Source organism: Streptomyces sp. NPDC050546 (genome assembly GCF_044457425.1).
In the GTDB taxonomy this organism is placed as follows: domain Bacteria; phylum Actinomycetota; class Actinomycetes; order Streptomycetales; family Streptomycetaceae; genus Streptomyces.
The window spans coordinates 13,444-26,709 of record NZ_JBITGX010000017.1 but is presented as its reverse complement, the minus strand read 5'-3'; the positions used below and the strand labels follow the sequence as shown (position 1 = coordinate 26,709).

General features: G+C 73.2%; 14 protein-coding genes. 5 read left to right on the top strand and 9 right to left on the bottom strand.

From position 1 onward, the window contains the following. Positions 1-4 precede the first annotated feature (4 nt). Positions 5-859, top strand: a complete 855-nt coding sequence (locus ACIBK5_RS33990; RefSeq protein WP_399025690.1) for a carbohydrate ABC transporter permease — start codon at positions 5-7, stop codon at positions 857-859. Next, complete coding sequence (locus ACIBK5_RS33985) at positions 856-2,238, top strand: glycoside hydrolase family 32 protein (protein WP_399025689.1); 1,383 nt, start codon at positions 856-858, stop codon at positions 2,236-2,238. Before ACIBK5_RS33990 ends, ACIBK5_RS33985 begins: the two co-directional genes overlap by 4 nt. On the opposite strand, the gene ACIBK5_RS33980 is transcribed toward ACIBK5_RS33985, so the two are convergent. Then, positions 2,201-3,265 (bottom strand): LacI family DNA-binding transcriptional regulator, encoded by a 1,065-nt coding sequence (locus ACIBK5_RS33980; RefSeq protein ID WP_399025688.1) that lies wholly within the window; start codon positions 3,263-3,265, stop codon positions 2,201-2,203. The two genes, ACIBK5_RS33985 and ACIBK5_RS33980, sit on opposite strands and share 38 nt — an antisense overlap. Before the next feature lie 104 nt (positions 3,266-3,369). Between ACIBK5_RS33980 and ACIBK5_RS33975 the strand changes: the two genes are divergently transcribed. After that, complete coding sequence (locus tag ACIBK5_RS33975; RefSeq protein WP_399025686.1) at positions 3,370-4,200, top strand: aldo/keto reductase; 831 nt, start codon at positions 3,370-3,372, stop codon at positions 4,198-4,200. A 36-nt stretch (positions 4,201-4,236) separates the two neighbouring features. Further along, on the top strand, positions 4,237-4,845 hold the full coding sequence (locus ACIBK5_RS33970; RefSeq protein ID WP_399025685.1) for a DNA polymerase ligase N-terminal domain-containing protein: 609 nt from the start codon (positions 4,237-4,239) through the stop codon (positions 4,843-4,845). Between the two features lie 15 nt (positions 4,846-4,860). On the opposite strand, the gene ACIBK5_RS33965 is transcribed toward ACIBK5_RS33970, so the two are convergent. The 4 genes from ACIBK5_RS33965 to ACIBK5_RS33950 form a co-directional block, all read right to left on the bottom strand. Continuing rightward, entirely contained in the window at positions 4,861-7,203 is a 2,343-nt protein-coding gene (locus ACIBK5_RS33965; RefSeq protein WP_399025683.1) for a SpoIIE family protein phosphatase, read from the bottom strand. Positions 7,204-7,263: 60 nt separating this feature from the next. Further along, the gene (locus tag ACIBK5_RS33960; protein WP_399025681.1) at positions 7,264-7,731 is read right to left on the bottom strand and encodes a peroxiredoxin; all 468 of its coding nucleotides are present in this window, start codon (positions 7,729-7,731) and stop codon (positions 7,264-7,266) included. Further along, complete coding sequence (locus tag ACIBK5_RS33955) at positions 7,728-8,108, bottom strand: DoxX family protein (RefSeq protein ID WP_189729852.1); 381 nt, start codon at positions 8,106-8,108, stop codon at positions 7,728-7,730. The genes ACIBK5_RS33960 and ACIBK5_RS33955 overlap by 4 nt, the downstream gene beginning before the upstream one ends. Before the next feature lie 75 nt (positions 8,109-8,183). After that, positions 8,184-8,930 carry an AraC family transcriptional regulator gene (locus ACIBK5_RS33950; RefSeq protein ID WP_399025679.1) on the bottom strand — a complete coding sequence of 249 codons (747 nt, stop codon included), beginning with the start codon at positions 8,928-8,930 and terminating at the stop codon, positions 8,184-8,186. Between the two features lie 90 nt (positions 8,931-9,020). Here ACIBK5_RS33950 and ACIBK5_RS33945 point away from each other — a divergent pair, with 90 nt between their 5' ends. Further along, positions 9,021-10,178 (top strand): MFS transporter, encoded by a 1,158-nt coding sequence (locus tag ACIBK5_RS33945; RefSeq protein ID WP_399025937.1) that lies wholly within the window; start codon positions 9,021-9,023, stop codon positions 10,176-10,178. 140 nt (positions 10,179-10,318) lie between these two features. Here ACIBK5_RS33945 and ACIBK5_RS33940 read toward each other — a convergent pair whose 3' ends face one another. From ACIBK5_RS33940 to ACIBK5_RS33925, 4 genes are all read right to left on the bottom strand, one after another. Further along, positions 10,319-10,834 carry a MarR family winged helix-turn-helix transcriptional regulator gene (locus tag ACIBK5_RS33940; protein WP_399025677.1) on the bottom strand — a complete coding sequence of 172 codons (516 nt, stop codon included), beginning with the start codon at positions 10,832-10,834 and terminating at the stop codon, positions 10,319-10,321. 48 nt (positions 10,835-10,882) lie between these two features. Continuing rightward, complete coding sequence (locus ACIBK5_RS33935) at positions 10,883-11,077, bottom strand: ferredoxin (protein ID WP_399025675.1); 195 nt, start codon at positions 11,075-11,077, stop codon at positions 10,883-10,885. A 32-nt stretch (positions 11,078-11,109) separates the two neighbouring features. Continuing rightward, positions 11,110-12,339, bottom strand: a complete 1,230-nt coding sequence (locus ACIBK5_RS33930; RefSeq protein ID WP_399025673.1) for a cytochrome P450 — start codon at positions 12,337-12,339, stop codon at positions 11,110-11,112. Between the two features lie 129 nt (positions 12,340-12,468). Further along, the gene (locus ACIBK5_RS33925) at positions 12,469-13,209 is read right to left on the bottom strand and encodes a response regulator transcription factor (protein WP_399025671.1); all 741 of its coding nucleotides are present in this window, start codon (positions 13,207-13,209) and stop codon (positions 12,469-12,471) included. Positions 13,210-13,266 lie beyond the last annotated feature (57 nt).

The window sequence follows — 13,266 nt, the reverse complement described above, 5'->3', positions numbered from 1 at the left end:
TCCCATGAGCCAAGCAACCCTTTCCTCCGGCCGTGTGCGGTACCGGCTGGCGCCCTGGGCGCGGATCGCCGGTCTGGCCGTATGCGCCCTGCTCACCCTCGGGCCGGTGGTGTGGACGGTCTCCACCTCGCTGCGCACCCCCGCCGAGGCGTTCGACCTGCCGCCGCAGCTGATCCCGTCCAACCCCTCCACCGAGGCGTACAGCGGGGTGTTCGACCAGATCGACGTCTGGCTGCTGGCGCTGAACTCCACCCTGGTCACCGCGCTGATCGCGATCGGCCAGATGATCACGGCGGGCCTTGCCGGATACGCCTTCGCACGGCTGGAGTTCCGCTTCAAGAAGCCGCTGTTCGGGCTGGTCCTGGCGACGATGATGGTGCCGTTGCAGGTCACCATCGTGCCGGTGTTCCTGGTGCTGAAGTCGATGAGCCTCACCGACACCCTGCTGGGATTGATCATCCCGGCCTTCCCGACCGCCTTCGGCACGTTCCTGATGCGGCAGTACTTCCTGGGCATGCCCAAGGACCTGGGCGAGGCGGCGATGCTGGACGGCGCCGGGCCCTGGCGGACCTTCCGGTCCGTGTACGCCCCGCTGGCCGCGCCCGGCCTCGCGATCGTCGGCGTCCTGGCCTTCAACTACCACTGGAACGAGTTCTTCCGGCCGCTGATCCTCGAGACGTCGGGGCAGAACTACACGTTGCCGCTGGGTCTCGTGTCCCTCCAGGGCAACCTCGGCACCGGCTCGATCTCCGTCGTGCTCGCCGGTGTCGTCCTCTCCATGATTCCCGCCGTCGCCGTGTTCGTCGTCGGCCAGCGCCCTCTGCGCGAGGGCATCACCTCCGCAGGAGTCAACCGTTGAGCCTCACCGCTCCCCCGCAGGACCCGCACGCCCCGCGCTACCGGGTCCGCCCGCCCGCCAACTGGATGAACGACCCGAACGGGCCCTTCCGCTGGCGTGGCCGCCACCACCTGTTCTACCAGCACAACCCGGACGCCCCGGTGCACGCGAACGTCCACTGGGGGCACGCCTCCAGCCCCGACCTCGTGCACTGGGAGCACCATCCGGTCGCGCTCACCCCGGCACCGGGCGGCCCGGACGAGGCGGGCTGCTGGTCGGGGTGTGTGGTCGACGACGACGGCGTGCCGACGGCCGTCTACACCGGGGTCGACCGGCACCACACCGGCCTCGGCGCGATCTGCCTGGCCCGTGCGGCGGATCCCGGCGACGAGACGCTGACCGAGTGGACTCCCCTGCCCACGCCGGTCGTGTCGGGCCCGCCCGCGGGGCTGGACGTGGTGATGTTCCGCGACCCGTTCGTCTTCCGGCACGAGGGACGGCGCTGGGCGCTGGTCGGCGCGGGGCACGGCGACGGCACGCCGTCGGTGCTGCTGTACGACTGCGACGATCTCACCGACTGGCGGTTCGCGGGAGTGCTCCTGGACGGCCATGACCCGGCCGCCCGGGCCGCGTTCGGTGGCCGGGCGACCGGCTGGGAGTGCCCGCAGCTGTACGCGACGCGGGGCGGCGAGTGGGTGCTGGTGGTGTCGCTGTGGGACGGCCAGCCGTGGACCACCGGCTATCTGACGGGCCGTCTGGACGCGGATCTTCGCTTCACCGCGCGCACGGGCGGCCTGCTCGACCACGGCCGTGACTTCTACGCGCCCGCCGTGCTCCAGGAGCCGGACCGCGCCCTGATGTGGGGCTGGTCGTGGGAGGCCCGGGAGCAGGGCGAGCACGACTGGGCCGGTGTCCTGACCGCCCCCCGCGTCGTCGACGTCCATCCGGACGGTGCCCTGCGGGTGGCCCCGGCCCCGGAGCTGCACCGGCTGCACGCGGCGGAGCCGTTCGTCACCGCCCCGGGCCGTACCGCGCTCCCGGGGGCCTACGACCTGACCGTCAGCGCCCGCGACCGCACCACCGTGACGCTGCTGCGGTCGGCCTCGGGCGCCGAGCTCACGGTGTCCCTGGACCCGGGCGAGGGCACCGTGACACTCGACCGGGCCGGCTGGCCCCGCAAGGAGGCCGGGACAGCCGAGCCGATCGTCGTCCAGGTACCGCCCGACGAGGAGCTCACGGTGCGCTTCCTCGTCGACGGTTCGCTGTACGAGCTGTTCGTCGGCGACCGGGCCACGGTCACCGAGCGGATCTACCGACGCGCCGATGACGCAGGGGAGTTGAGCGTGCCCTCCGGGGCGGCCGTCACCGGATGGGCGCTGGTCCCACCGACGCGCGGCTGATCACCGGGCAGGCCAGGCGCCGCACGGTGGCGGGCGGTGTTCGTCCGGTGGCGATTGCCTCGAGGAGGAGGCCCGCCGCGGCCTCCCCCATCGCCCGGTGGGGCAGCGCGACGGTGGTGAGGGGCGGTGCGAGGTAGGCGGCCATGTGTTCCTGGTCGTCGTAGCCCACCACCGACAACTCACCGGGCACGGAGATCCCGAGCCGGGCCGCGGCGTGCAGGACACCCGCCGCGACCCGGTCGTTGTAGCCGAAGATCCCGGTGGGCCGCAGGTCGGCCGATGTCCCGTCGAAGAGCCGGAGGGCGCCCTCGTATCCGCCGGAGATCTCGCCTCCGGTCCGTACGACCCAGTCCCTGGGCACCGTGATGCCCTCGGCGCGCAGCGCGTCGCGGAAGCCGCGCAGCCGCTCCACCGAGGCGATGTCGTCCTGCCCGCCGACGAGCGCGACCCGCCGGTGCCCCTGCTCCAGCAGCAGCCGGGCCGCCGTCCGGCCGCCCGCGCGCTCGGCGGGGATGACGGCGGGCAGCGAGCCGTCCTCGGGCAGGCAGTTGGCCAGCACGGAGTGGGTGCGGTGCAGTCCCTCGGGGACGCGGACACGGCGCAGGGACATGGCCGCGTAGATGATGCCGTCGACACGCCGGTCGAGGAGCTCGGCGACCGCCGCGTCCTCCTTGGCCGGGTCGCCGCCGGAGTCGACGGTGAGGACCAGGTGCTCGCCGGCCCAGGCGGTGTCCATGGCGCCGCGCAGCAGCCGTCCGGCGAAGGGCGAGGAGGCGATCTCGTCGGTGACCAGGCCGACCACGGCCGTACGGCTGCGGCGCAGGCCGCGGGCGACGGGGTCGGGCCGGTAGCCGAGCTGGGTCGCGGCCTGCCGGATGCGTTCCTGGGTGGCGGGCGAGAGGTTGCCGTCGGCCCGGCCGTTGAACACGAAGGACACCGCCGTGTGCGACACGCCGGCGAGCCGGGCCACGTCCCGCGAGGTGGGACGTCCCGATCCCGTCACCGGCTTCTTCCCGGCGCTGTCCATGCCGTCCGCCGTCCTCATCCCCCACCTGTCCGGTTGATCATCGCCCACCCTATCCGTGACGCTGGAGGGAGGACACAGCCGACAGTCAACGGGAAGGTCCGACAGTGATCAGCATCCCGACGCACACACTCAACGACGGTACGACGCTCCCCGCCCTCGGCCTCGGCACCTGGCCACTGGGCGACGACGAGGCCCAGCAGGCGGTGCTCTCGGCCCTGGAAGGGGGCTACCGCCTGATCGACACGGCGACGAACTACCGCAACGAGACGGGGGTCGGCCGCGGCGTGGCCTCCGGCGTGGTGCCACGTGAGGAGATCGTCGTGACGACGAAGCTCCCCGGCCGCCACCACGGCTACGAGGAGACCCTCGCCTCGTTCGAGGAGTCCCGGGCCCGCCTCGGCCTGGAGTACGTCGACCTCTACCTGATCCACTGGCCGCTGCCGCGCCAGGACCGGTACGTCGATTCGTGGAACGCCATGATCAAGCTGCGCGAGGACGGGCTCGTCCGGTCGATCGGCGTCTCCAACTTCACGGCCGGGCACATCGAGCGCCTGGAGAAGGAGACCGGCGTCCTGCCTTCCGTGAACCAGATCGAGCTGCACCCGTTCCTCCCGCAGGAGGAGCTGCGCGCCTTCCACGCGGGCAAGGGCATCGTCACCGAGAGCTGGAGTCCGCTGGGCCGGGGCACGCCCCTGCTGGACGACCCGGCCGTGGCGCGGATCGCCGAGGCGCACGGGGTGTCGGCCGGGCAGGTGGTCCTGCGCTGGCACACACAGCTGGGCGCGGTGCCCATCCCGAAGTCGGCGAACCCCGAGCGGCAGCGCGCGAACCTCGACGTGTTCGCCTTCGAGCTGAGCGAGGACGAGCTGCGGGCCGTCGCCGACCGGGCGCACCGGCGGGTCGGCGGGGACCCGGAGGTGCACGAGGAGTTCTGACGGGTACCCGGGGCCCCCGGCAGGAAGGAGCGGCTCGTGGCTGAGCGGGACCGGTTGCGGGACTACTGCGGCAAACGCGACTTCGGCCGGACCGGCGAGCCCCGGGGGCGTGGGGCGGCCTCAGGGCACGGGCCCCGGTTCGTGGTGCAGATCCATGACGCGCGCACGATGCACTTCGACTTCCGGTTGCAGGTGGACGACGTGCTGAGGTCCTGGTCGGTCCCCAAGGGCCCCTCGGCGGATCCGAAGGACAAGCGGCTGGCCATGCCCACGGAGGACCATCCGTTGGAGTACGAGCAGTTCGAGGGCGTGATCCCGCGCGGCGAGTACGGCGGCGGCACCGTGATCGTCTGGGACCACGGCACGTACGAGCCGCTGAGCCACGACCGCGAGGGCAGGCCCGTGGACTTCGCGGAGTCGCTGGAGCGCGGGCACGCCACGTTCCGGCTGAGCGGGTCGAAGCTGCGCGGCGAGTACGCCCTCACCCGGTTCCGCGACGGGTCGGACGGGGGCGAGGAGGCCTGGCTGCTGGTGAGGCGGGCCGGGGGCGCCCGTACGCACGGCGCACCCGATCCGCGCCGGGCGCGTTCGGCCAGGTCCGGCCGCACCCTCGCCCAGGTGGCCTCGGACGCGGCCGGGGAATGACGCGCCGGGACGTGGTCAGAACAGCGGGGTGAGCGGCTGTTCGCACCAGATGGTCTTGCCCCTGGTGGTCTGCCGGCTGCCCCAGCGCTGGGTGAGCTGGGCGACGAGCAGCAGTCCGCGGCCGCCCTCGTCGTCCTGGTGGGCCCGCCGCAGGTGCGGGGAGGTCGAACTGCCGTCGGACACCTCGCAGATGAGGGTCTGGTCGCGGATCAGGCGCAGCTGGATGGGCGGGGCGCCGTACCGGATGGCGTTGGTGACCAGTTCGCTGACGACCAGTTCGGTGACGAAGGCCGTCTCGTCCAGCCCCCACGCGGTGAGCTGGTCGGTGGCGGCCTGCCGGGTGGCGGCCACCTCCGCGGGGTCCCCGGTGACGTCCCAGGTGGCGACCCGGTCCGCGCCCAGCGCCCGGGTGCGGGCCAGCAGCAGCGCCACGTCGTCGCTGGGCTCCTCGGGCAGTACGGCCTTCAGCACGGTGTCGCAGAGGGCGTCGAGCGAGTCGGCGGGCACGGTCAGGGCGCGGCACAGCTCGTCGGTGGCGTGGTCGACGTCGCGGTCGCGGTCCTCGATGAGTCCGTCGGTGTAGAGGGCGACGACGGAGCCCTCGGGCAGTTGGAGCTCCGTCGCCTCGAACGGCAGCCCGCCGACGCCCAGCGGGGGCCCCGCGCTCATGGGAATCAGCCGGGCGGATCCGTCGGGCAGCACCAGGGCGGGGGCGGGGTGCCCGGCCGCGGCCAGGTTCAGCCGGCGCGTGACAGGGTCGTAGACGGCGTAGAGGCAGGTCGCGCCGAGTTCGGCGACCTCGTCGCCCTCGTCGTCCGAGGCGAGATGGGTGACCAGGTCGTCCAGGTGGGTGAGGAGTTCGTCCGGCGGCAGGTCCACGTCGGCGAGGGTGCGTACGGCCGTGACCAGCCGGCCCATCGTCGCCGAGGAGGGGATGCCGTGTCCCACGACGTCCCCGACGACCAGCGCGACCCGGCTGCCGGAGAGGGGGATGACGTCGAACCAGTCGCCGCCGATGCCGGCCGCCGAGCCGGAGGGCAGATAGCGGTGGGCCACCTGGACGGCGGCCTGGCCGGGGAGCCCTCTCGGCAGCAGGCTGTGCTGGAGGGCCAGCGCGGTGGTGCGCTCCCGGGCGAAGCGGCGGGCGTTGTCGACGCAGACCGCGGCCCGGCTGGCGAGTTCCTCGGCGAAGACGGCGTCGTCGGCGGCGTAGTCGTCCGGCTGCTTGATGCGCACGGCCACGGCGACGCCGAGGGTGGTGCCGCGGGCCCGCAGCGGCACCGCCATCATCGAATGGACGCCCTTGCGGTAGGGGCGTCCTTGCGGGGCGCGCGTGTTGCGCTCGGCGACCCACCGCATGAAGGACGGCTCCCCCGCCTGGCTGAGGATCGCGCGGCCCTCCCGCATCGCCCGGGCGATGGGCGAGAAGCCGGGGTAGACGTCCACTTCGCCGAGGCGGACGGCGGCTTCCGGGGTGCCCTCGGTGTGGGAGCCGTGGGCGACGCGGCGCAGCACGATCTCCTCGGTGGGCACGGTGGGCGACTCCTCGGCGCCGAGGACCCAGTCGAAGAGGTCCACGCTGGCGAAGTCGGCGAACCGGGGCACCACGACCTCGATGAGTTCCTCGGCGGTGCGCACCACGTCCAGGGTGGTGCCGATGGTGGCCGCGGCCTCGTTCAGCAGGGCCAGCCGCTGCCGGGCCCAGTACTGCTCGGTGCTGTCGAAGGCGGCGAGGGCGGTGCCGAGGAGTTCGCCGGAGGGGTCGCGGACCGGCCACATCTCGGTGACCCAGGCGTGCTCCCGGTTCAGGGCCGGGGCGCCGGTGTAGCTCTCGTAGCGGAGCGGCCGGCCCGTCTCGACGACGTGCCGGAGATGCCAGTTGAAGCCCTTGCTGTGCTCGGCCTCCTCGACGGTCTCCGGGAAGTGCCGGCCCAGCAGGGTCTCCTCGGACACGCCCATGACATGGCAGGCCGCGTCGTTGAGCCGCATGTACCGCTGGCCGACGTCGAACACGGACATCGACATGGACGCCTGCTGGAACGCCTGCCCGGCCAGGGACGTCTCCTCACCGCCGGGCGGCTCGGCGGTGATCACGAATCCGCCGGGCTCCCCGCCCGGGCCCGTCACGGCACACCCGCTGACCCGGACCCCGACCAGATAGCCGTCGCGGTGCCGCACCATGACGGTGCCCGACCGCGCGGACACCGCCTCGCGCGGCACGTCCTCGGCGAGCAGTTCCCGTACGGCCCGGCCCACGGCCTCTTCGGCCGGATAGCCGGTCAGCCGCCGGGCACCGTCGCTCCACCCCGTCACGATGCCGCGGGCGTCGATGATCGCAGCAGCGGAGGCGTCCTCCATTCGTCCAGGATCATCCCTTTGCCGCCCGCTATCAACTGCGGCGCCGCATTCGTGACGGTGTCAGCTCCGGTGAGCACGCAGGGCGGCGAGCGCCCGGTCGGCGTGGGCGTTCATGCGCAGCTCGCTGCGGACGACGTCGAGGACGGTGCGGTCCTGGGCGATGACGAACGTGGTCCGTTTGGTGGGGGCCAGGGAGAAGCCGCGCTTCACGCCGAACCGCTCGCGGACCGTGCCGTCGGCGTCGGACAGCAGGGGCATGCCGAGGGAGTGCGCTCCGGCGAACTCCTGCTGGCGCTCGACGGTGTCCCCGCTGATGCCGACGGGGCGTGCGCCGGCGGCGGCGAACTCGGCGGTGAGATCGCGGAAGTGGCAGGCCTGGGCGGTGCAGCCGGGGGTCAGGGCCGCCGGGTAGAAGAAGAGCACGACCGGCCCCTCGGCGAGCAGCCCGGACAGGCTGCGGACGGTGCCGGTCTCGTCGGGCAGCTCGAAGTCCTCGACCTTGTCCCCGGTCTCCACGCGCGCGCTCACGACCGGCCCTCCGCGTTCCGTGCGACGCCGCGGGCCCAGAGCACGAGGGGGACCTGCAGCGGCAGGCGCCCGAAGGCCGCCGCCTTCTGCGGCGTGGGGCGGTGGCGCCAGTCGGCCGCCATCTTCACATTGGCGGGGAACACCCCGACGAAAAAGGCCGCCGTGGCCAGCGCGGCCGCCTTGCGGGTACGCGGCGCCGCCAGTCCGGCGGCCAGCGCCAGCTCGGCGGCGCCGCTGGCGTAGGTCCAGGTCCTGGGCGTGCCCGGCAGGCCGCGCGGAATGGTCGCGTCGAACGAGCGTGGGGCGGCGAAGTGGGCGACCCCCGCGGCGGCCAGCAGGCCGGCGAGCAGCAGGGGCGAGCGTTCGGACCGGGACACGGTTCCTCCTCTGATGGCCTGCCGCGCGATATTACCGGGCGGTAAAGGGGCGGGCGGAGCGGGGGGTTCACCAGGTCAGGCGCGGCGGTTGTGCGCGCCAGGGGTGTAGCCGAACGAGCGGCGGAAGACATCGATGAACGCGCTGGCGGAGGACCAGCCGCAGCGGTGGGCGACGGTCGTCACGGGCAGGCCGTCGGCCAGCATCCGCAGGGCGTGGTAGAGCCGCGACTGCGTACGCCACTGCGGGAAGGTCATGCCGAACTCGGCGCGGAAGAGCCGGCTGAGGGTGCGCTCCCCCACCCCGGTCGCGGCGCCGAGCGCGGCGAGGGTGCGCGTGTCGGCGGGATCGGCGTGCACGAGCGCGCAGACGGCGGCCAGCCGCGGATCGGCGGGCGTGGGCAGGCGCAGCGGCTGCTGCGGCGAGAGGCGCAGCTGATCGCGCAGGACGTCGCGCAGCCGGCGGCGCTCGGGGCTGTGGTCACCGGGGTCGCGGGTGTAGGCGAGGATCAGCTCGCGCAGCAGCGGGCTGACGGCGAGGACGGCGGGGTGGTCCAGGCCGAGCGGGTTGTCGTCGGCGGGCAGGCCGACCAGGTGCAGGTCGAGGCGGCCGTGGGCGCGGTGGGCGTGCACGGTGCCGGCGGGCACCCAGATGGCGCGCGTGCCGGGCGCGAACCAGGTGCCGGCGTCGGTGGTGACGGCGACGACGCCGGAGCCCGCGTAGACGATCTGGTGGTCGTCGTGCCGGTGCGCGTCGATGCGGTCGCCGGCGGTCAGGCGCTGGGCGCGGGTCGGCGCCTCGGGGGTGTGGCGGATGTTCGGCACAGTCCGGCAGATTATCGGAAGCGGGCCACGGGCGCGGCGGACGACGATCGCCGGGTGACCGCTTCGAGACGCGACCGACCCGTCCTGTTGATGTCCCTGGGGCACGCCTGCGTGGACGTGTACCAGGGGGCCGTGGCCGCTCTGGTGCCGTACTTCGTCGCCGAGCGCGCCTACTCCTATGCCGCCGCTTCCGGTGTCGTGCTGGCGGCCTCGCTGCTGTCGTCGCTGGTGCAGCCGCTGTTCGGGGTGCTCACCGACCGGTGGGCGATGCCGTGGCTGCTGCCGCTCAGCGCGCTGACGGCCGGGGCCGGCGTGGCGCTGAGCGGGGTGACCGGCTCCTACCCGCTGACTCTGGCGGTGGTCGCCGTGTCGGGGGTCGGTGTGGCCGCCTACCATCCGGAGGCCGCCCGGGTGGCACGGGCCGTGGCCCGCGGCCGGCACACGGGGATGAGCTGGTTCTCCTTCGGCGGCAACGCCGGTTTCGCGCTGGCACCCCTGCTGGTCTTCGCCGTGGTGGCCACGGGCGGACTGCGCGCCTCTCCGCTCCTGGTCGTCCCGGCCCTGGCGGGAGCGGCCCTGTGCGCGGCGGCGGTGCGTTCGGCCGGGTCCGCCGCCGGCAGTGCCGGTTCGTCCGTCGCCACAGGCCGGGACGACTGGGCGTCCTTCCTGCGGATGTCCGGTGCGGTGGTGTGCCGCTCGGTCGTGTTCGTCGGTCTGAGCGCGTTCGTCTCGCTGTACGTGCGGGAGCGCGTCGGTGGTGGGGAGGCGGCCGGCACCGCGGCGCTGTTCGTGCTCTACGCCGGGGGTGCGGTGGGCACGCTGGCCGGGGGCAGGCTGGCCGAGCGGTACGGGCGGATGGCGGTGGTGCGCCGGTCGTACGCCCTGACCGTCCTGGCCGTGGCCGGGCTGGTCCTGGTGCCCGGGCCGCCGGTGTATCTGTTCGTCGCGCTGACGTCGGCGGGCCTGTACGTGCCGTTCTCGCTGCACATCACCCTGGGTCAGGACTTTCTGCCGGGGCGCGTGGGCACGGCGAGCGGTGTCACGCTGGGTCTGACCGTGAGCGTCGGGGGCCTCGCCGCTCCCGCGATCGGGGCGCTGGCCGACGCGACGTCCCTGCGGACCGCGCTGCTGCCGCTGATCGCGCTGCCCGCGCTGGGCCGGCTGCTCCTGTCCCGGCTGCCCGAGCCCGCGCCACCTGGCCCCGCGGTCGCCGAGCGGGCGGACCCGCGTGACCCGGCCGCACGATGACCGGGGCTCACACCCTGCCCGCCCGCCGGGACGGACGGAACCGGGGCAGACACTGCCCGCTCGGTGGCCGCGTGCACCCCGGGGATCACAGGCTGCCCGCCGGGGCGTATGGCGACCCGGAATCACGCGGCGCCGGCGGATCAGGCGCGGCCCACCGGGGCGGTCTGGGGTTCGGGCTCCTCCTCGACGGCGTGGGCGAGGAAGTCGTCGACCATGCGGTGGAAGAGGCCGGCGAGCTGCCGCAGTTCCTCGGGCGACCAGGCGGACAGGGCCATCTGCATGCCGCGGACGCCCGCCTCTCGGACCTTGGCGATGGCCTGCCGCCCGGCGTCGGTGAGCTCGATGCGCTGGGCGCGGCGGTCGTCGGGGTCGGGGACGCGGGTGACGTAGCCCGACTTCTGCAACTGCTGCACCGTGCGTGTGACGTGCGAGGCCTCCACACCCAGCCGCGCGGCGAGTTCCCCCGGGCGCAGCGGCTCGGAGTCGGCGACCTGCCGCAGCAGTGCGACGGCGGCCCGGTCGAGCGGCACGCCCGCCAGAGCCATCAGTCGCTCGTGCTGGCGGGCGCGCGTGCTCAGGTACGTGATACGGGTGAGCGCGCGCTCGATCTCGATCACTTCCGGGGAGGGGACGTCGGGGAGCGGTGGTGTGGACATGGAGGCCACTTTACCATCTCGTTGCGTAACTCAAGTAAATCGAGTGGCTCACTCCACCAGCCTGATCGCGGCGGCCGGGCAGATCGCCACGGCCTCGCGCACCTCCTCCAGTGAGTCCGCCGGAGGCCGCTCGTCCAGCACGAAGGCGACGCCGTCCTCCTCACGCTGGTCGAAGACCTCGGGGGCGGCCATCACACACTGCCCCGACGCCACGCACTTCGGCTCGTCGAGTTCCACTCGCACGGTTGTCTCCTCGCTCGAATCGGGTGCCGGTGTCACCAGGTGACGGGCAGTTCGTAGACGCCGTAGACGGATCCGTCGTGCTTGAACGGCAGGCTCTCCACCGGGGCGGCGAGCTTCAGGGTGGGGATGCGGCGGTAGAGGGTGCCGTAGACGACCTGGAGTTCCATCCGGGCCAGCGGCTGGCCCAGGCACTGATGCACGCCGAAGCCGAAGGCGATGTGCCGGCGGGCGTCGCGGCTCAGGTCCAGCCGGTCCGGGTCGGTGAAGGCGGCGGGGTCGCGGTTGGCCAGGTCGTTGGGCATGACCATGCCCTCGCCGGCCCGGATGGTCCGCCCGCCGATCTCGATGTCCTCGAGGGCGGCGCGGCGGCGGCCGTTGTGCACGATGGTCAGATAGCGCAGCAGTTCCTCGACGGCGGCGGCGACCCGCTTGGGGTCGTCGGTGTCGCGCAGCCGCGCGAGCTGCTCCGGGTGTTCGAGCAGGGCCAGGGTGCCGAGCGCGATCATGTTGGCGGTGGTCTCGTGCCCGGCGATGAGCAGGAGCACGCCCATACGGGCCGATTCGAGCCGGGACAGCTCCCCGGACCTGACCCGCTCGACGAGCCCGGAGAGCAGGTCGTCCGCCGGGCGGGCCGTCTTCTCGCCCATCAGCTCGTCGAGGTACGCGACGAGCCGCCCGTGGGCGGCCATGCGGTCCTCCATGGCCGCGTCCCTCTTGATGAGGATCCGGCTGTTCTCCTGGAAGAAGTCGTGGTCCTCGTACGGCACTCCGAGCATCTGGCAGATCACCAGCGAGGGCACCGGCAGCGCGAACGCCTCCACCAGGTCGACCGGGCCGGACTCGGCGAGCATGTCGTCGATCAAGTCGTCCACGATCTTCTGCACGCCGGGCCGCATCGCCTCCACGCGCCTGATCGCGAACGGCGCGGTCACCATGCGGCGCAGCCGGGCGTGTTCCGGGTCGTCCATGAGGATGAAGCTGGCGTTGTTCTCACCACCGCCGGCCGCGGCCTGGAGCGGGTATCCGGGCCGGGTGATGTCGGCGCTGACCCGGGGGTCGAGGAGCAGGGCGCGCTGATCCTCGTACCGGGTCACGAGCCAGGGCGTACTGCCGTCCCAGAGGCGGACCTTGACGAGCCGGCCCTCGTCCTGCCGGGCGGTGAGGTCAGGGGGCGGGTCGAAGGGACAGCCGGCGGCCCGGGCCATGGGGTAGGCCATGGGGTACTCGTGGACCGCTGCCGCGCCGGCGAGGGTGTCGGCCATGCTTCTCCTCGGTCGTGGGGGGGGCTGAGTGCGCTGTCGAGGCCTCGGTGCGCCCATGCAAACAGAGGAGGCTGACGCCCTCCCGTCAGTCCCCTGACAGAAGGCTGACGTGACCCGGCTCACAGGGCGTCAGGGTTCGAGGTCGGCACGCCCGAGCCAGTAGCCGAAGCCGCGGCGGGTGTGGATCAGCGCCGGTGCGTCCTGGTCGACCTTGCGGCGCAGCCGGGAGACGAGCTGCTCGATCGCGTTGCCGCCACGCGGGTCGCCCCAGACGATTCTGCCGATCTGCACCTTGGAGAGCACCCGGTGCGCGTTGACCAGGAGGTGACGCAGGAGGCGGTACTCCGCGGGGGTCAGGTCGAGCGCTCGCCCCCCGCGGCGCGCCCGGCACCGGGCGTCGTCCAGGATCAGATCGCCGTAGCCCAGCTCCTCGGCACGGCCCGGGTCGGGGACCGAGGCACGCAGTAAGACGTGGATACGGGCCAGGACTTCGGCCACTCGGAAGGGCTTGGTGACGTAGTCCCTCTCCCCCGGGCCGAGTTCGGGCAGCAGGGCGGGGAGGGAGTCGCACACCGTCAGCAGGAGAGCCGGCGGACGGTGGACGAGCGTGGCGGGACGCCGTCGGCCCAGCTCCGCCATGTCGGGCAGTTCCCCGTCGAGGACGACGAGATCGAACCGCTGCCGCTCGACCTGCGCAAGCGCCGCCGCCCCGGAGTCGGCCAGACCGATCCGGTATCCCGCCAACTGCAGTGTCGTGGACAGCAGTTCCGCGAGCTCCGGCTCCCGCGCGACGACCAGCACACGCTGCCCGTCGCCGCGCGCGAGCGTCGACGTCTCACGGAGAGTGCCGTACGGCGACGAGGTAGCCATACGCCCACCCTACCGCTCTACTTGCCTGACTCAAGCAATACTCACCTTCGCCCGACT